At 50.8% G+C, this 18,206-nt stretch carries 15 protein-coding genes; 14 read left to right on the top strand and 1 reads right to left on the bottom strand.

The annotated features are described in order from the left end of the window. The first annotated feature begins 7 nt into the window (after positions 1-7). From ACX1C1_RS20635 to add, 6 genes are all read left to right on the top strand, one after another. Positions 8-997 carry an AAA family ATPase gene (locus ACX1C1_RS20635; protein WP_458957744.1) on the top strand — a complete coding sequence of 330 codons (990 nt, stop codon included), beginning with the start codon at positions 8-10 and terminating at the stop codon, positions 995-997. Continuing rightward, positions 994-1,986: a DUF58 domain-containing protein gene (locus ACX1C1_RS20630; RefSeq protein ID WP_458954038.1), complete on the top strand. Its 993-nt coding sequence runs from the start codon at positions 994-996 to the stop codon at positions 1,984-1,986. The genes ACX1C1_RS20635 and ACX1C1_RS20630 overlap by 4 nt, the downstream gene beginning before the upstream one ends. 58 nt (positions 1,987-2,044) lie before the next feature. Then, positions 2,045-4,048 (top strand): vWA domain-containing protein, encoded by a 2,004-nt coding sequence (locus ACX1C1_RS20625; protein ID WP_458954037.1) that lies wholly within the window; start codon positions 2,045-2,047, stop codon positions 4,046-4,048. Next, positions 4,032-6,986: a VWA domain-containing protein gene (locus tag ACX1C1_RS20620; protein ID WP_458954036.1), complete on the top strand. Its 2,955-nt coding sequence runs from the start codon at positions 4,032-4,034 to the stop codon at positions 6,984-6,986. The genes ACX1C1_RS20625 and ACX1C1_RS20620 overlap by 17 nt, the downstream gene beginning before the upstream one ends. Positions 6,987-7,078: 92 nt before the next feature. Next, the gene (locus tag ACX1C1_RS20615; RefSeq protein ID WP_458954035.1) at positions 7,079-7,390 is read left to right on the top strand and encodes a rhodanese-like domain-containing protein; all 312 of its coding nucleotides are present in this window, start codon (positions 7,079-7,081) and stop codon (positions 7,388-7,390) included. A gap of 192 nt (positions 7,391-7,582) precedes the next feature. After that, on the top strand, positions 7,583-8,629 hold the full coding sequence (gene add / locus ACX1C1_RS20610) for an adenosine deaminase (protein ID WP_458954034.1): 1,047 nt from the start codon (positions 7,583-7,585) through the stop codon (positions 8,627-8,629). Here the strand turns inward: add and ACX1C1_RS20605 are convergent. Beyond that, a complete protein-coding gene (locus ACX1C1_RS20605; RefSeq protein ID WP_458954033.1) occupies positions 8,622-10,265 on the bottom strand; it encodes a PucR family transcriptional regulator in 1,644 nt (547 codons plus the stop codon). The two genes, add and ACX1C1_RS20605, sit on opposite strands and share 8 nt — an antisense overlap. 233 nt (positions 10,266-10,498) lie before the next feature. On the opposite strand from ACX1C1_RS20605, the gene ACX1C1_RS20600 reads away from it, so the two are divergent. The 8 genes from ACX1C1_RS20600 to ACX1C1_RS20565 all read left to right on the top strand — a co-directional run bounded on the left by ACX1C1_RS20600 (position 10,499) and on the right by ACX1C1_RS20565 (position 18,206). Then, positions 10,499-11,512 (top strand): aminotransferase class V-fold PLP-dependent enzyme, encoded by a 1,014-nt coding sequence (locus ACX1C1_RS20600; RefSeq protein WP_458954032.1) that lies wholly within the window; start codon positions 10,499-10,501, stop codon positions 11,510-11,512. A gap of 2 nt (positions 11,513-11,514) precedes the next feature. After that, positions 11,515-12,021 (top strand): 2-oxo-4-hydroxy-4-carboxy-5-ureidoimidazoline decarboxylase, encoded by a 507-nt coding sequence (gene uraD / locus ACX1C1_RS20595; protein WP_458954031.1) that lies wholly within the window; start codon positions 11,515-11,517, stop codon positions 12,019-12,021. 97 nt (positions 12,022-12,118) lie between these two features. Continuing rightward, positions 12,119-12,493, top strand: coding sequence for a hydroxyisourate hydrolase (gene uraH / locus ACX1C1_RS20590; protein WP_458954030.1), 375 nt, complete (start codon positions 12,119-12,121; stop codon positions 12,491-12,493). Positions 12,494-12,538: 45 nt separating this feature from the next. Further along, positions 12,539-13,864 carry a 5'-deoxyadenosine deaminase gene (locus tag ACX1C1_RS20585; RefSeq protein ID WP_458954029.1) on the top strand — a complete coding sequence of 442 codons (1,326 nt, stop codon included), beginning with the start codon at positions 12,539-12,541 and terminating at the stop codon, positions 13,862-13,864. 30 nt (positions 13,865-13,894) lie between these two features. Next, entirely contained in the window at positions 13,895-14,929 is a 1,035-nt protein-coding gene (locus ACX1C1_RS20580) for an XdhC family protein (RefSeq protein ID WP_458954028.1), read from the top strand. Then, positions 14,829-15,503 carry a nucleotidyltransferase family protein gene (locus ACX1C1_RS20575; RefSeq protein ID WP_458954027.1) on the top strand — a complete coding sequence of 225 codons (675 nt, stop codon included), beginning with the start codon at positions 14,829-14,831 and terminating at the stop codon, positions 15,501-15,503. The genes ACX1C1_RS20580 and ACX1C1_RS20575 overlap by 101 nt, the downstream gene beginning before the upstream one ends. A 16-nt stretch (positions 15,504-15,519) precedes the next feature. After that, positions 15,520-17,052, top strand: coding sequence for an ABC transporter ATP-binding protein (locus tag ACX1C1_RS20570; RefSeq protein ID WP_458954026.1), 1,533 nt, complete (start codon positions 15,520-15,522; stop codon positions 17,050-17,052). Next, positions 17,049-18,206, top strand: coding sequence for an ABC transporter permease (locus ACX1C1_RS20565; RefSeq protein ID WP_458954025.1), 1,158 nt, complete (start codon positions 17,049-17,051; stop codon positions 18,204-18,206). The genes ACX1C1_RS20570 and ACX1C1_RS20565 overlap by 4 nt, the downstream gene beginning before the upstream one ends.

The raw sequence follows: 18,206 nt of genomic DNA, 5'->3' as shown, positions 1-18,206 counted from the left end.
GGATATGATGATAGAGTCGAAAGAGCAACTGGCTGCCGCGGCCGAACGGATCGCAGCGTTAAGAGAAGAAGTAGGCAAAGTTATTGTCGGACAGAAAACGGTTGTCGACCAGCTGTTTTGGTGTTTAATCTCCGGTGGGCATGCCTTGCTGGAGGGGATCCCCGGTCTCGGCAAAACAATGCTGGTCCGTACTGTAGCCGATGCAGTGGATTTGCAATTTTCCCGCATCCAGTTCACACCGGATCTGATGCCGTCAGACATTACAGGTACAACGCTTATAGATTTCGGAGCGCAAGGAGGAGCGAAGCAGCGGTTCCAGCCTGGGCCGATATTCGGCAACCTCGTATTGGCGGACGAGATTAACCGTGCGACGCCCAAGACGCAAAGCGCTTTGCTTGAGGCCATGCAAGAGGGCACAGTTACGGCAGGCGGAGAAACACATAAGCTGCCTCGTCCCTTCTTTGTTCTGGCTACACAGAATCCGATTGAACAAGAAGGTACGTACCCGCTACCAGAAGCACAGCTAGACCGTTTTTTGCTAAAGATCGCAGTGGATTACCCAACACGAGATGACCTAAAGGAAATTGTGCGTCGGACGACGTCGCTAGAGCAACCGAGAGCAGGGACCGTATTAACTGGATCGGAGCTTCTTGAATTGCAAGCCGCAGCCAAGGCGCTGCTAATCGCCGACGATTTACTCGATGCCGCAGTGAAGCTGGTCATGATGACCCATCCTGGCGAAGGGGACTCTCCTGAGGAGATCAAACGTTATGTCAGATTCGGTGCTGGCCCCCGCGCGCTTCAAGCGCTTGTATCCGTGGCCAAAGTCAAAGCGTTAGCAAGCGGACGATTGCATGTGTCATGGGGAGATATACGGGATGCAGCGATCCCTGTTCTTAGACATCGTATCGTACTTAGCTACGAAGCTCAGGCGCTAGGGATGGATACGGATGCCATGACGATGTCGATCTTACGGGTCATTGAGGCGAATCGATGAAAGGTCCGCAGCAAACTAACAGCAGCGGCAGTTTAAGTAATGATTCTTTCATTTATTTGTTTCCCGATGCAGGACTGCTTGCGAAGCTCGAACGAATGAGCTTGGTTGGCGGAAGCCGTGTGAAGGGGACGCTGGCGGGCAAACGCCGCTCCACTTCGCTTGGCGGCTCGCAAGAGTTCGCAGATTATAGACCTTATGCGCCAGGCGATGATGTCAGGCGGATTGATTGGAATGTTTATGGTCGAACGGGTAAGCCCTATCTTCGTCAATATTGGGACGAGCAAGAGCTGTATGTGTCTCTTTATATAGACGTATCCCGTTCGATGGCCGACTTTGGCGGAGAGCATGGAAACAAGCTGACGAGTGCGCTGCGGCTTGCTGCCGCGGTCGGATATGCGGCGTTATGCGGAGGTGATCGTCTTGCGGTCCGTTCATTCAACGGATCCATGATGGACGAAGGCATTCGTTTAGCAGGTGGCAGAGCTTCATCATTGCCGCTCTTTCAATATTTGGCTCTGCAACGGCCCAATTCGCAAGTGTCAGCGGATGAAACTACAATCTCTAACGACGAACCCGCCATTACGGATCTATCAGCAGCTTTCCGGTCTCCGGGGCGATTGCCGAGGCGAGGTGGTGTCAGCTGGGTATTCACGGACGGCTGGTATGAACAGGGGATAGCAGAGACGTTGCTAGCGTTGAAGTCTGCAGGACAACATGTTGTATTCGTCCAGCTATTATCGCCGGAAGAAATAGAACCTCGCATGGATGGTGAGCTCCGACTCGTCGATGCAGAGATTGGTACGGGCAAAGAAGTCGCTTTATCTGCGGGCAGTCTAAGGGCATATCGTGAAGCCTTGGCGTCCTACAGGGAAGAGCTTCGGACTATTTGTGCAAATCGCGGCATCCCTTATGTGTTTATCGATACATCCCGTTCTTTGTCAGACGCCGTTGCTATGCTGACTACAATTCCGAACACACTGCGACACTAACATGAAGATCTGACATTCGAAGAGAGCATATCCCATAAGAGGAAGGAGGGCAGAGAGGATGCAATTCCTGTCGGCAGCATCCGCGTGGTTCGCGGCGGCATTACCCGTGATCGCACTGATGTACATACTCAAGAAAAAATATACCGATACGCTTGTGCCGAGCCATCTCCTCTGGAACCGCCTCCTCAAGGAGCAAGAAGCCAACAGACCATGGCAGAAGCTGCGGGGCAGATTGTTATTGCTCCTGCAATTGCTTGCCGCTCTAATTGCCGTTATCGCCCTCATGCAACCGGTACGATTCGGTCCCGCGATTGCAGAAGGTCATGCCGTACTGATGATCGACCGCTCCGGAAGTATGAGTGCACTTGTCTCTTCTAGCGGGTCCGAGCGGCAATCTCGTTTGGAATCAGTCATTCAATCTGCCACATTGTGGCTTGATCAGCAGCCTTCGGACAGGCCGATCTCCGTCGTTGTGACCGGCCAAGAGCCGGAGGTGATCGCCTCCAGCGAACGTGATCATGCCAAGCTGCGGGAACAATTGAACGCGATTACCCCTTATTATGGTCGGTCGGATAATGCGGCGGCATTATCGTTCGCAGATTCGTTACATGGCAATGAGAAGGATGGCATGACTTACATTCTGACAGATGGCGAATGGTTGGACGGCGGGGAGGCGACAGCGATCCGTCTTGGCACGACTGCGGAGCAATGGACCCCTGCGACAGAATCTGCTTCACCAGCTGCATCGGATACAATGTTCGAGAACGGTTCAATTCTGGGGTTAGGATTACGAGAAGACAGTCAATCTCCTGGTTATCAATTCGCATCCATAACGGTACGCAACGACAGTTTGCGCATGCGGACGTATGGCATTGATCTGTTTGGTTATTCCGACAACGGCGACGAAGTATTCCGCACGGAGCTGTCCTTGGAGTCAGAAGCCGAAGGATGGCAAAACGTCGAGTCCGGTCAACTTCCGCCTGCGGCGTATTACAAAGCTGTACTTAGAGGTGAGCCGGATGGGATTGCGGCAGACAACTTCGCCTATCAATTCCCGCAGCAGAAGTTGACGGGCAAGGCACTCCTTGTAACGGATGGAAACATGTTCCTAGAGAAGGCCTTATTGCTCGCAGGCGTTGAAGTTGTAAAAAGCAGCCCTGAGCTGCCGCCTCCGGCTGGCGAACTCGCTAAGGGGATCCAATATGTCGTCGTCGATGGCTATTACGAGAAATTGCAAGTCAAGGAAGGATGGTCGGAGTGGCTGAAGGAGATGCCGCTCTGGATTATCGATCATCCCGTTGAAGGAGATCCTCGAAGCGTTGTGCCTTCGACTGCGGAAGTAAAAAAGGAAGAGCATCCCGTCGTCTCCTATTTGACGCTTCAGGATACCCATATTGGCAGACTGTTTACGCCCGAAGAATCTTCGGTTGCATGGGGAGATCCCATTCTGCGTTATGGCGGCTACCCGGCGATATATGCAGGAACTTTGGCGGGACAACCTGTCTTACGCTTCACTTTCAGTCTGCAGGACACCGATCTGCCGCTTCGCCCGGAGTTTCCTGTTCTTATCGTGCAAGCTTCTGAATGGATGAACAACAGTGTAATGCCGCAGCTTGGCGTAGGAGTCGCAGGCGAGACCATGCAGATTGCCTTACAATCGGAGACTGAGCAGGCAGAATGGAAGCTGGTGGAGGGGGCGACCCGAAACGGTATAGAGCGAGATGCTGCTGCTGTCCCTCTTGCATGGGAGCAGATCGGAGAACTAACGCGTTTGCCTGCTTTACCGGGTCTGTATCGGCTGGAGGAACGGAGCGCTGCTGGAGAAATAATTGCAGCCAGGCTGCTTGCCGTTTCGCCAGATCTTGCGGAGCTGGAAGCGATACGTTTGGCGGATGAGCGGTTGAAGCTTACTGCAGGAAGCATAGGCGAAGCCGAATCAACAAGCGATCTTCAGAACAAGCGATCGATGGAGCCTTATTCTATGGTCGCGTTAGCGTTGGCGATGTTGCTCGTTGTCATGCTCGCGGAATGGGAGGTGTACCGTCGTGGGCATATCAGTTAAGTACGGATGGGTGCTGCTTCTCCTGATTCCGCTGGTTGTGTATATGTATGGGATGTTTCGTACAACGACCCGTTTAACGGGTTCGCGCAGAGTTATGGCGATTTCGATCCGCTCATTGATTATGTTATTGGTCGTTGTACTGCTGGCTCAAGTACAGCCGTATCGATTACACGAGAACCGTAATGTCGTGTTTGTTGCCGATAGATCCGCCAGTATGAATGAGGATGAGCGGATCGGACAATGGATTGCTGATGCCTGGTTGACCAAAGATCATGAAGATCATGGCGGAATTGTCTCTTTCGGCGAACACGCGGTTGTCGACCGCGGATTGACACAAGATCATTTGCCCGAGGGAGATGCCTACCATTTCGTAACGGGTCTCAAATCCGGGTATACGGATATAGCCAAAGGTCTTCAGCTCGGCGGGGCCTTATTAAGCGATCAGGGAGGCGGACGAATTGTTCTCCTCTCCGACGGATCGGAAAACAGCGGTGACGGAGTTCGCGCCGCAAGAATGCTGAAGGACAGAGGGATCGTTGTTGATGTCGTGAATCTGGTATCCGAATTGGCTCGTGATGCGGCTTTCGAGAGTCTGAACGTACCAACCTCACTGAAGCAAGGTGAAACGTTTGGATTTGAAATCTCGATCGAAAGCACCTTCGCAGGAGAAGGAGAGCTTCGTATCTATCAAAATGATCAACAGTTGAGCGTAAGCCTCGTACAATTAGAAAAGGGCAAAAATCACTTTCTAATGCAGAGCACAGCGCTTGAACCCGGCTTTCATCGATTCCGCGCTGAAGTGCATGTGCAAGGCGACGAGAGGCAAGCCAATAATAGCGCATTCGCGTTCAGTCGCGTGAGCGGTCCGCCCAAAGTGCTGCTGGTCGAAGGAGAACCGGGTTCTTCATCAAACTTGGAGTCTGCGCTTACTTCATCGTTGATCGGTTATGAAACGATAGCTCCTGAGCAGTTGTCGCAGGAGCTAGCGGAATACGCAGCTTACGATAGCATTATTCTGAATAATGTTCCCGCAACACGAATCGCCAAGCTGCCCATGGATTGGCTGGGGAAAGCTGTGTCTGATTATGGCGTAGGTCTGATGATGCTCGGCGGCGATCAATCTTTTGGTCTTGGCGGATACTTTCAGTCTCCTGTCGAAGAGGCGCTTCCTGTGTATATGGATCTTAAAGGTCGCAAAAAACTGCCTTCACTTGGACTCGTACTTGTCATCGACCGATCAGGGAGTATGTCGGATGGTAAGCTGGAGCTGGCGAAAGAAGCGGCCATACGAACCGTTGAGCTAATGAGGGATGAAGACACAGTAGGCGTAGTGGCCTTCGACTCTGCTCCGTGGTGGGTTGTGGAGCCGACAAAGCTTAGTGATCGCGCTTCAGTGATTGAGAGCATCCAGGGCATTCAACCGGAAGGCGGCACTGAGATCTACACCGCTCTAGAAGCAGGTTACCAGGGATTGCTCAAGCTTGAGGCAGAACGCAAACATATGATTTTGTTGACAGACGGTCAATCTGGCACGACTAAACCTTACTCGGTGATTACAGATGCGATGAACGACAATCAAATGACGTTGTCCACTGTAGCAGTTGGCGACGGCGCGGATCAAGTACTGCTCAAGCAGCTGGCGGATGCAGCGAAGGGACGATACTATTTCACGAGAGATCAAAGCACGCTGCCCGCCATCTTTAGCCGAGAGACCGTATTGATGTCTAGAACATATATCGTAGATGGCGAGTTTGTCCCCGCAATCGGTGGCGCAGGCAATTGGTCTTCATTATGGAAGGACGGAGTGCCTCCCGTACAAGCGTATATTGCAACGACATCGAAGGAGCTGGCGGAGGTTGGACTGTGGTCGCCTGATGGTGATCCCTTGCTGGCCAGATGGCAATACGGTTCGGGGCGAACGGTTGCATGGACGAGTGATGTAAGCGGAAAGTGGTCGTCCGACTGGATCCAGTGGTCTTCGTTCCCAAGCGTATTCGCAGAGTGGGTGAAGTGGACCTTCCCGCAATTCGATCACGCACCTTATCAGATTAAAGTTTCCGATAGCGGCGGCAAAGGACTGCTGACCGTCGAGACCGGTAATGAAACCGGAACTGGGATCTCGAAAATAGGTGTGACAATCGAAGGAACAGAGTCAGACCCAGACAAGGCTCCACTGGCGTTAATGCCGGTGGCTCCCGGTCGTTATGAAGCGGAGATTGGCAGCTTCGAACCAGGCGCGTACTTGGCGAGAATTGGAGTGCGCAGCAATGACGGAAGCTTGACAGCTGAAGGCGGACAGACGAGCGGGATTGTGATCCCTTATTCTCCCGAATATCGAATCGAAAGTGGAGAAGGGGAGCGAACCTTATCCCGTATTGCATCCATCACAGGTGGACGAGAACTACGATTGGAAGATGTTATGCTGAGTTTTCGTGGCGAGCGGATCGAGACGCGTGAGCTTTACGACTGGACGAGAGAGCTGTTGGTCACGATTCTGCTATTGTGGATCATGGATATAGCGGTTCGCCGGTTGTCCATTCCATGGACGCGACTACTCGGAAAAATGATTAGCGGTATGAGAGTAGGGGGCATGAGTAGACCTGCTCGAGTTGACGTGCCTAAGGCGGAGGGCGCCTTATCACGACTCAAGCATGCTGCTGCATCCCGAACCGACTTTTATGATTCGCAACGAGCGAAACAAGGCGGACAAACGCGAGTTCAGTCTGCTGAACGTCATGTAGAGGAAGGAACTCATCGCTCGAACATTCTTAATGACAAGGAACAGCGGCGTGTTCCTTCGAATATGTCGCCAATGAAGGAAAGTGCTCAGCCAAACAAAAGTGACAAGGCGAATAATCATGAACCGGTTCCAGGTAAGGAAGAGGGGACGGTCAATCGACTGCTTGCGGCCAAAAGTCGTTCGAATAACAGACGATAGGGAGAATTCGATTTAAGGATTGGACATGTAAGGCTCTATCGCGTTACAATGCATAGAACGTGTAATTTTTATGTGAAAGGTGTTGAACATCTATGTACCGTGAGATGACAACCGGCGAGCTTCAAGAAAAGCTTGCTGCCGGAGAATCCTTAAATTTGATCGATGTTCGCGAACCGGATGAGTGGGAAGATGGACATGTTCGTGAAGCTCGCAGCATCCCTTTATCACAATTTCAAGCGCGCGCGAACGAAGTGCATGACGTCGAAGGCGAAGTTATATTTATTTGCCGAAGCGGAGGGAGAAGCGGTCGCGTTTGCGAGTATCTAGCTTCACAAGGCTTCGATGTTGTGAATGTCGCAGGCGGTATGTTAGCGTGGCAAGGCGAGGTCGTTGAAGGCGAATAACGGATGCGATAACAGCCAATCGTCAACCTGGACGGTGTCGAACGAACGGAATTCCGTTTGTGAGATGCCGTCTTTTTGTTATCTGCATGTCATATACGAAAGGTGAAAATGGCTAAACGTACATATTTACAATCCTTTAATCGGTATTATATAGTAAGGACTAATTCTATACGCTGAAAGGAGAGGAAAGAGATGAACACGTATAATCGCAACATCAAGAGTATGCCGAAGGTCGATCTGCACGTGCATCTCGACGGCAGTGTCATGCCTGAGACCTTAATCGACTTGGCCAAACAACAAGGTTACGAACTGCCGGCAACAGAACCTCATCAGCTGCTTCCATACATGCAGGTAGAGGGCGAATGCGGAAGCCTCTCGCAATATTTGGAGAAGTTTTCGTTCGTTCTGCCTTTCATGCAAACCGAATATGCGCTTGAACGAGTGGCTTTCGAGTTGGTGCAGCAAAGCGCGGAGCACGGCTGTCGTTACATCGAAGTTCGTTATGCGCCGCAATTGCATGTCGATAAGGGGTTATCCGTCAGAGAAACAATTGACAGTGTACTTCGCGGACTAGCTGCAGGCGAATCGCAATTCGGCGTGATCGCACGTTGCATTGTGATTTGCTTGCGTGGTCATTCGCAGGAACGGAACATGGAAGTCATCCGTGCCGCCTCCGGTTATTATGGACAGGGCATCGTTGCGGTGGACTTGGCAGGTTCCGAAGCGATGTTCCCGCCGGAGCTTTACGAGACGGAGTTTCGATTGGCTATCGAGCTGGGATTGCCGATTACGATTCATGCAGGGGAAGCTGCTGGCGCAGAAAGCGTAGAAACTGCCGTTGTAAAGCTTGGTGCCACCAGAGTTGGGCATGGAGTACGTATTCACGGCAACCAAGCTGTGACCGAATTAATTCTTAAACGCGGAATTCCGCTCGAGATGTGCCCAATGAGCAATATGCAGACCAAAGCCTGCTTGGACTGGAAGGACTACCCGCTTCGCGCTTTCTTTGATGCAGGTATACAAGTGACGGTTAACACGGATAACTTGACTGTTTCGGGCACGAATATGACGATGGAATATGAGGCGTTGCGCCAGCATCTATCCTTTACGGATGCAGAGCTTTGTTCGATTGCACGTAATGGAGCAGCAGCCGCCTTCTTGGAGCAAGAGAAAAAAAGCGAATTTATTTCGAAATTCTCCGAAGAGCTTCAAAGCTGGCTGGACGAAACGATTAGCTAATCAGCTCTTTAATCATTAACGCCATACGAATTCGAAGGCTGTCGGCGGAGTTCCGAATATGGGCTCCCGTCAGCTGCTCGATTCGGTTAATTCGATATAGGACGGTGTTGCGGTGAATGTAGAGCTGTTTCGCCGTCTCCCCGATATGACAATGTGTATCGTAGAACACCTTTAATGTTCTGCGCCATTCTCTTTGTTCACCCTCATCGATCCCGCTCCAAGCTTCGAATGTATCCTCAACAAATTCCTTCAAATCCTCGGAAGGAATCAACTTCAACAAATCCATAAGTTCTTTGGTGTGATAGAACTGCACAAACTTTTGTTTATTATGGCTTCGACCAAGACGATAGGCTTCCAATGCTTGTTTATAAGCAGTCGGAATATCCGCAAGCTTGTTGATCGGAACGCTAATACCGAAGGACAAAGAATGATGTTGTGATGCGGACAGTCTGGCTTCAATGGCTTGAAGCTGCTGAGACAGCTTTATTTTACTTTCGGCGCCGGTTCCGATTAATGCTTTGGACGGGATCAGCGCAATAAATTTGTCTTTAAGTGTGAACAGCACAGTATCGGAATTAAGTTTGCTATATTCCTTCATCATCAAATGATAGAGGTTGTCGATGTCTCTTGCTTTACGTTCGGTCGCGACATGGTCTTTGGGGGATTCTTGATCGATTTCCTCGGTATCTCTGCCACAGATGACGCAGATTAACGCATCGGAAGGGAAAAGTCCATACTGCTTGCCGCGATGTATAATTTCTTGCTCCGACTCAATCTCTCCCTGCACCAATTCCGTAAAAAATTCAATCTTGAAGCGCCTCGCACGATCCTTGACCGCTTGTGACTTCAAAAGTTCGAACCCCATCACATTGGCCGCTTGCTCCAGTGCCAGCGAATACAATTTGTTCTGCTCCTTCTCTTGCAAGAAAGCGATGATATACCCCTGGTTGGGGGAAGTCGGGATGGGCTGAATCATTGCATAGTAGATTTGATTGCCTGAGACAAGGGGATAGGTTCCGGCTTCAACCTTTGCGCCGAAGGTTGGCCACTCAGCAATACATTGATTGAGAAGGGGGATGTTGGTTCTCGGTGTAGACGATAGGCTGATCAGCTCCAGTCTCGAACCCAATATCACAACCGGTGACGCGATTAACTCGGCCAGCTTGTTGACGATTTCGGAGATACCTTCGCCGTTCAAGATCAAATTAAAAAAGGTATGATGCGTGTCGAGCGCATAGCTCAGCTCTTCTGTGCGATTCTCCAGAATGCGGCTTAACGCTCCGTTAAGCACTTCGCCAAGTGAATATTCGAGCGACAGTTCCAGGATAGGGAAGTTGCGGCGATTCGCTTCATCGATAACGGATGCTGGGATTTCCTCGAAAAAACGTTTGGTTTTGATGGCGAGACCAGCGCATCCCGCATCTGCCATATGAGTCACTAAAGCTTCGAGCGAATCTGGTTGGTCCTTTATCGCATATGCAGTCGTAAGCAACAGCTCGTCAGGTTTCAAGTAATGGATGATGTCGGGAGCGTCCATCATATTAACCGAACTAACGCTGCGATGGAGACCTTGTTCACCGGCGGCGACCCGCGCGTTTCGGAGTGAGGGAATATGAATCAAATCTTTTAACAGCATCGCAACCGCTCCTCATGTTAGATTATATAACACATCATACTGTATAAACTCACTTTTCGGAAGTGGTTTTGAAAAATTGTTTAGATAAGATGCACCGACAACTCTGTTATATCTATACAAATTGTACAATGACAAAACATAAGTCTCGTCATATGATAGTTTCAATTCCACTAACGTTGTTAAGTTTCATGACATATACTTTCGAAGGAGCGCGACAGGAAGGAGGGGCGATCATGCAGACACCTGATGTTGCAGGACTGAGCAAACAGCTCCGAACTACCCGTACTCAGTGGCAGAGACTCATCTGGGGAACCGATCATGATGTCCTGTATCCCAAACTTCCCGCGGGTGGTGATGCAGTCCAGTGGCTGCTGAAGAGAATGCTTCGTCATAGCGAGTCCGTACTTGTCCCTATATTCGGGCCTGATGGTGAACGACATGCAGATCTTTGCGAGAAGATCGGTGCGGATGTGATGACTTTGGAACAGAAATTTGGCGAAGTGTTCGATCAGGAGACGATTATCGCAGAGCTCCGCCAAAGGAAACCATCCGTCCTGTTAATCGCTCATGGCGATTCCCGCATCGGTCAGCTTCAGCCGCTTTACAAGCTTGGGCGCGTATGTCTCGAGCTGGACATTCTGTTCCTAGTGGATGTATCGGCGACGAGCGGCATTGTACCGATCCATGCTGACGAATGGTATGTAGACGCGATTCTAACGGGAACTGCGAGCGAGCAATCAGGAAAGGAACAACCGCTGGCCATTAATGAACAAGTCGCAGCCAGAATTTGTGGAACGATTGAGTCAAGGATAGACGCAGAAGATCTTGTCTTGATGGTCGATACGCTAAAGTTGCCAGGGTTTATCTGCAATCGGTTAGGTCGAACCAGCCTCAAGGATCAAGAGCTAAATGAAATCTATGCCATTCGAAAAGGTAATGTCGTTTCGATAGAAGCGGCTTTGAACGAAATTGGTATTCGGTTATATGGACAGCAGAGCAGCCGGTTGCCTTCAGTAATCTGCATCGAAATACCGGCAGGAGTCGAAGCGCAAAAGCTGCAAGAACGATGTCGTACGGAATACGGGATGACATGCCATAGCTACCGACCAAGTGCTCAGTCCATACCGCTATTAGTGTTCGAGCTGCAGGATGGATTAAGGCGCAGTCGCGATGATGTCCTCGAATGGTTAGTTGCTTTGGAATCGGCATTAGCAAACGAGGGATACGAAGTCAACAAGGAGGAATGAAGATGGATGCATTGATTGCAGTATCTAACTTGGATGGTAAAGCGGCTTTCGCCGCAAAGTTTGGCTCGATATTCGAGCATTCGCCATGGATTGCAGAAGAAGCTTGGGGCTACAGGCCGTTCGCCTCAAGAAACGAGCTTCTTGAACGAATGTCCGAGATTGTAAGGAATGCCGATGAAGAGAAGCAACTCGCATTGCTGAGAGCTCACCCGGAGTTGGGGGCCAAAATCGTGATGACGGAGGAATCGGTCAGCGAGCAACGCGGAGCGGGACTAGATCGGCTTGATCGAGATGAAGCCTATATTTTGGGTCAACTGAACGCGAAGTATCGCGATCGATTCGGATTTCCATTTATTATCGCGGTTCGAGGGTTGACCTCCGATATGATCGCTGATTCTATGCAAACGCGGATGAAGAACTCGGAGGAAGAAGAGCGGAGCCGTGCTTTGCAGGAAGTCATGAAGATTGCAGCATTCCGCATGGAACATTTGGAGCTGCAAGCAAGTTGAAACGAAAACCAAAAAATAGAGAGATAAATAGATAGAGAACAGGGATATGGAGAGGGCAAAGGACGGATAGAAGTAATGGTAAGAGGGAGGTTGTCGCATGTCGAATGAGGAACGACTCGGTGGTCGAATTACGACCCATGTGCTGGATACCGTGCTTGGTGAACCTGCTCAGGGGATGGAGATTATGCTCTATCGAATGGTTGGTGATACAACAGAGCTGATAGCGGTGTCGGCAACGAACAAGGATGGCAGGGTAGACAGACCACTGCTTGAAGGTGCGGAAATGGTGGAGGGAATGTATGAAATTTCCTTCAAGGCCGGCAAATATATGACCAGACAAACGAGATACACCTCGAAACAAAGTATCTGGAGCGATATTCCCATTGTGTTCAAAGTAGAGGATGCCGCCGGTCACTATCATGTGCCTCTCTTATTATCGCCAGGAGGATATAGCACGTACAGAGGCAGTTAGCGAGTAGTCTGACGTTGCAGAAGCAAGCAGAGAGAAGGGATTTGCATGGCAAAAACACTCATTAAAGGCGCGCAAATCATCACCATGGATGCAGTGGGTCAGGTGCTGACCGGAGACGTGCTGATCGAAGGCAGCAGGATTACGAGAATCGCTGCGGTCATTGAGGAGCAAGCGGATACGGTTATTGACGCAAAAGGCAAGATCCTCCTTCCCGGCTTTATACAAACGCATATTCACCTCTGCCAGACATTGTTCAGGGGGAGAGCGGACGATCTCGAGCTGTTGGATTGGTTAAAGGAGAAAGTATGGCCGCTCGAAGCAGCGCATGATGAGGATTCCGTGTATTATTCTGCGATGCTCGGCATTGGCGAGCTGATTCGAAGCGGAACGACTACCATTCTGGACATGGAAACGGTGCATCACACCGACTCGGCATTCAGGGCGATTGAAAGCAGCGGGATTCGCGCTTTGTCAGGCAAGGTCATGATGGATTACGGCAACGAGGTACCGCTTGCTCTGCAAGAAAAAACCGCTCAATCGCTCCAGGATAGCGTCGACCTGCTTGAGAAGTGGCATGGCAAATCAGACGGACGTATACAGTACGCATTCTGCCCTCGGTTTGTAGTATCTTGCACAGAAGAACTGCTAGTTGGAGTAAGGGATCTTTCCAGACAATATGGCGTCAAGGTGCATACGCACGCTTCCGAGAACAGAGGCGAGATCGCGCTGGTGGAGCAGGAGCGCGGGATGCGCAATGTCCTTTATCTGGATCATATCGGATTGGCGTCGCCGGATCTGATATTGGCGCATTGCGTCTGGCTGGATGAAGCAGAGAAACAATTAATTCGAGAACGGGGAGTAAAGGTAACCCATTGCCCAGGCTCCAACTTAAAATTATCTTCGGGCATTGCGGAGATACCGGATCTGCTCGGCAGACATGTGCATGTTGGTATCGGATCTGACGGAGCGCCATGCAATAATACTTTGGATATGTTCTCCGAAATGCGAATGACGGCGCTGATACAGAAGACGCAGCATGGTCCGACTGCTATGGATGCCAGATCCGTTCTACGAATGGCGACGATGGGCGGTGCAGAGGTGCTCGGGCTCGAACAAGAGATCGGAAGTATCGAGATTGGGAAACGTGCCGATCTCATCCTGCTAGAGCTGGATGAATTTCATTCCTACCCATCGTTCGAGGTGGATCCATACTCTCGAATCGTATACTCCGCAGGTTATAGCGATGTGGACACGGTATGGATCGATGGTCGTATGGTGATGCGAAACAAGACACTGCTTACCGTTGACAAATCCATCGTGTTACGAGAAGCAGATCGTTCCATCGAACGATTATTGAAGCGGCTTGCATAAGATCGGTTTTTGCCTCGAGGGGGGATCAGTATGGAAGCGGAGGATATTGTACGGAGGGCTGCCGCGCTTGAAGGCAAAGCGGTGCTTGCAACGATTGTAAGCGTGGAAGGGCATGCCTATCGGAAAGCGGGCGCGTCCATGCTGCTCGAAGCGGACGGAAGCCTCAGCGGATCAGTAAGTCCGGGCTGCCTGGAATCAGATCTGAAGCATTATGTCGATTCCGTGCTGGGACATGGAGGATGCCAGTGGGCCGAATATGACATGCGTTCTGTGGATGATTTCTCTTGGGGAGAGGCGATTGGCTGCGGCGGCTATATTCGTATCTTGTTAGAGCCAATATCCGGAGCGCTTGCAGTTGCTATAAGTGAAATTAGTCGTCTACACGAACAAGGTCGCGATGCACTGTTAATCCGTCAATTCGGCGAAGCGTCGTTACCCCAGTCGTACGCTGTTAAAGCGGCGTATAGCTATCACAAAAACGAGCTGTTTGATGGTGAACGGCAACCCTCTTATCAACGTTTTGCGATTAAGCCTCGTGTTGTTTTATTTGGGGGCGGCGATGATGCCATACCTGTTGCAAAGCTCATTCAGCTGGCAGGATTCCAATTAACGGTCGCTGATTTTCGCGAATCGGTGTTAACGCCGATCCGTTTCCCAGGCGCCAAGTTGCGGCTTGGGTTCCCGCATGAACTTGCAAGCGAGCTGCGGCTTACAGGTCAAGAATATGTCATTATCATGAGTCATCAATATCAGAGAGACTATGAATTTCTGCAGCTAGCGCTTCAAAGCTGTTCCCGATATATCGGCGTCATGGGGTCTGCATCACGTACGCGGCGTATGTTCCCGGATGGCGATATTCCTGAGGCAGTTCATTATCCGGTAGGGATGGCAATTGGGGCGGACGGTCCAGAAGAAATCGCAGTCAGCATAGCGGCAGAGTTAATCGGCGTGAGGAGGAGGGGAGATGACAACTTCGAGCATACGAATCGCGGGACTATATCTGGCAGCCGGCTTAAGCAGACGTATGGGAAGACAGAAGCTGCTTATGAGCGTAGAAGGCTGTAATCGTAAGTTGGGGATGTATGCCCTTCTACAAGCTGGTCTTTCGGGTATTGATGATTTGTCAATTGTATCTAGAACGCAGCTTATGTCGTTGTGGATGGAAGGCTCATCCGTTTATTACGATGGCGGCTTGTACCAGAACGCTAAAATTGTCGATTGTATCGTAGAAATCTCAGACGAAGCAGCGGAGCAAGGATTATCGCAATCGATTCGTGCGGGAATGAATGCCGCGCTCCGCAAGGAAGCAGGAGCTGTCGTCATCTTGCTGGCTGATCAGCCGCTGGTGACATCGACCATGATCGACAGGCTTATCAGCAGCTTCCTGGCGGATCCCGGTCTTCATTATGTTGCCTATAACAATGGAGAGGCACTAACGCCCCCTATGCTGGTATCTTCGGCATTATTTCCGTCTTTGAGAGAGTTGTCAGGAGACAAAGGGGCGAGAGAAATACTACGAAACCCGGATTATCGTGGACTTAGCCTGAAGGCAGAGCATCCCGAGCATCTGCTGGATATTGACAACGAACAAGATTGGTTAGCATTCGAAGCTTTATTATCCGCCAATGAAAGAGTTTAAGAGGGGACGAAGCAATATGATGAAACTCGCGATCGAGATGACCGGTATTGTCAAAACTTTCGGGGCGGTTGTCGCTAATGACCATGTCAACTTCTCAGTGAGTCAAGGAGAAATTCATGCGTTGCTTGGTGAGAACGGCGCGGGTAAAAGCACGGTCATGAGCTTGTTATCAGGCTTGTATCGAGCGGATGCGGGCGTGATAGCAGTCCATGGCAAACCTGTCGTCATTGCTTCTCCCAAAGATGCGATGAAACTCGGAATCGGCATGGTGCATCAAAATTTCAGGCTGGTGCCCACGCTCACGGCTCTGGATAATATCATTCTCGGTGAGCGGAGCGAGCCATGGCGCGGAGGAAGCTGGAAGAAGAGAAAGCTGGCGCAAGTCGCAGAAATTTGCGAGCGATACGGCTTAACCATACCGCTGGAAACTCCGATCTGGGCGATGTCAGTAGGTGAGCAGCAACGTGTTGAGATCGTAAAAACATTGTATCGCGGAGCGGATATTATATTGCTCGACGAGCCAACTTCCGTCCTGACTCCGGGTGAAGCGGAGGCGTTGTTCCAGACACTTCGGGAGCTTAAGACCGCAGGCAAAACCATGATTATTACAACACATAAGCTTAAAGAAGTGATGGCAGTCGCCGATCGAATCTCCGTTATGCGCAAAGGCCGAATGATTGCCTCACTCCATTGCGAAGACACGAATGCAAACCGTCTTGCGGAATTAATGGTGGGTAGGGAAATGCGTGAGGCTGAGCCTGTCATGCAAGGTTTGACCGGAGAGACGATCCTTGATGCAAGCGGTATGACTGTCCTCTCCGATCATGGACATCCTGCTCTGAACGACATTTCGTTCCAAATTCGAGAAGGCGAGATTGTCGGAGTAGCGGGTGTAGCTGGCAATGGTCAGAAGGAGCTTGCCGAAGCACTTACGGGGCTGCGTCCTTGGAGCAAGGGGAGCATGGTGCTTCGCGGCGAGCAGATGAATAAAGCCAGTGTCAGAGTGTTGATTGACAAAGGTGTGGCCCATATTCCCGAGGATCGGATGAAAAGCGGGTTGTCCGGCAGTCTCGGCATCGTCGATAACTTAATGCTCAAGACGTATAGAACGAACAAACATTTTCGTTTCGGACTGCTTAGGTCCAAGAGCAATGAAAGCTGGGGCAATGGATTGGCCGAACGATTCGATGTCCGGCATGGCGGTCTTGAACAGCCCGTCAGGCAAATGTCGGGGGGGAATCAGCAGAAGTTGCTCCTTGCCAGAGAGATTGATCAACAGCCCAAGCTGATGATTGCCGTACATCCGACTCGAGGTCTCGATGTCGGCGCTGCCGAAACGGTGCATCATATGTTGCTAGGTCTTCGGGATGCGCAGGCCGGCGTATTGTTAATCTCCGAGGATCTGGACGAAGTGCTGCATTTGTCCGATCGCGTCATAGTATTGTTCGGTGGCCGCATTGTCGGTGAGCTGGATCGGCAGAGCGGGGATCGAGAGCTAATCGGTCGCATGATGGCTGGTATCGATGATAAGGAGGTAGCCGTGCGATGAATCAGAAAGTGATGGCCGAATCGACTGCTTCGTCCGTGTCGCCGCGCCACAAACGAAAACGAACATTAGCGATGCCGTATTCATTGAAATACGATCCGCTGAAGAAAGGCGGAGCATGGTGGGTGCCCGTTGCTTCCGTTGTTGCTGCGTTACTGATCTGCGCGATATTTATTTGGCTGAATGGCATGAATCCCATAACGGTATATACCAAGATGGCCAAAGGCGCATTTGGCTCAACCTTTGGAATAAGCGAGACACTGGTAAAGGCGATTCCGCTTCTGTTATGCGGTCTCGGCGTCGCCGTCGCCTATCGAATCTCAATCTGGAATATTGGTGCGGAGGGTCAACTTGTCGTTGGTGCAATTGCCGCATCTGCCGTTGCTTTATATTTGCCAGGACTACCAGGCGTATTGTACATCCCGGTTATGGTTATCTCGGGCATGGCAGCCGGAGCGGTATGGGGGCTGCTTACAGCGGTGCCTCGTACATACTTTGGCGTAAACGAGTTGATTACTTCACTCATGTTGAATTATGTAGCTCTGTTGCTGCTGGATTATTTGGTATTTGGTCCATGGCGCGACCCGGCTGGCTTTAACTTCCCAGGTACAAAAGTATTCGGGCTGGAGCAGCAATTAATGACCTTCTCCGGATCTCGTCTGCATTATGGATTAATGTTCGCACTCATTGCGGTCGTTGTGTTCGCCTTCGTCTTCAGCAAGACGAGATGGGGATACGAGATGAAGCTGCTTGGCGCGAATCCGCAAGTAGCCAAATACGGCGGGATCAAGATCAACAAACATATTCTGCTCGTGATGATGATCAGCGGCGGGCTAGCGGGGTTGGCTGGTATGAGCGAAGTATCCGGGGTATCCCATCGATTGATGTATGGTATCTCGCCAGGGTACGGATACACGGCGATTATTGTCGCTTGGTTAGCCAAGCTGAACCCGTGGGGCATGATCGTGACATCGGTTTTCATCGGTGGACTTATCGTTGGCGGATTCAGTGTACAGACAATCGGATTGCCGTCATCCATGTCGATGATGCTGCAAGGCGCGATTCTCATCTGCCTGATCGGCGGGGAAATGTTGAGCAGATACAGGTTGGTGCGCAGGACGCCAAGTAACCACGAAGCGAAAGGAGAGCTGGCTTGA

Source organism: Paenibacillus sp. strain BS8-2, assembly GCF_054483835.1.
This window is presented reverse-complemented; position numbering and strand designations above follow the sequence as displayed.

Coding starts and splice junctions, on each gene's coding strand:
- ACX1C1_RS20635 (WP_458957744.1), top strand. CDS start 8: ATGATAGAGTCGAAAGAGCAACTGGCTGCCGCGGCCGAACGGATCGCA.
- ACX1C1_RS20630 (WP_458954038.1), top strand. CDS start 994: ATGAAAGGTCCGCAGCAAACTAACAGCAGCGGCAGTTTAAGTAATGAT.
- ACX1C1_RS20625 (WP_458954037.1), top strand. CDS start 2,045: ATGCAATTCCTGTCGGCAGCATCCGCGTGGTTCGCGGCGGCATTACCC.
- ACX1C1_RS20615 (WP_458954035.1), top strand. CDS start 7,079: ATGTACCGTGAGATGACAACCGGCGAGCTTCAAGAAAAGCTTGCTGCC.
- add (WP_458954034.1), top strand. CDS start 7,583: ATGAACACGTATAATCGCAACATCAAGAGTATGCCGAAGGTCGATCTG.
- ACX1C1_RS20605 (WP_458954033.1), bottom strand. CDS start 10,265: ATGCTGTTAAAAGATTTGATTCATATTCCCTCACTCCGAAACGCGCGG.
- ACX1C1_RS20600 (WP_458954032.1), top strand. CDS start 10,499: ATGCAGACACCTGATGTTGCAGGACTGAGCAAACAGCTCCGAACTACC.
- uraD (WP_458954031.1), top strand. CDS start 11,515: ATGGATGCATTGATTGCAGTATCTAACTTGGATGGTAAAGCGGCTTTC.
- uraH (WP_458954030.1), top strand. CDS start 12,119: ATGTCGAATGAGGAACGACTCGGTGGTCGAATTACGACCCATGTGCTG.
- ACX1C1_RS20585 (WP_458954029.1), top strand. CDS start 12,539: ATGGCAAAAACACTCATTAAAGGCGCGCAAATCATCACCATGGATGCA.
- ACX1C1_RS20580 (WP_458954028.1), top strand. CDS start 13,895: ATGGAAGCGGAGGATATTGTACGGAGGGCTGCCGCGCTTGAAGGCAAA.
- ACX1C1_RS20575 (WP_458954027.1), top strand. CDS start 14,829: ATGACAACTTCGAGCATACGAATCGCGGGACTATATCTGGCAGCCGGC.
- ACX1C1_RS20570 (WP_458954026.1), top strand. CDS start 15,520: ATGATGAAACTCGCGATCGAGATGACCGGTATTGTCAAAACTTTCGGG.
- ACX1C1_RS20565 (WP_458954025.1), top strand. CDS start 17,049: ATGAATCAGAAAGTGATGGCCGAATCGACTGCTTCGTCCGTGTCGCCG.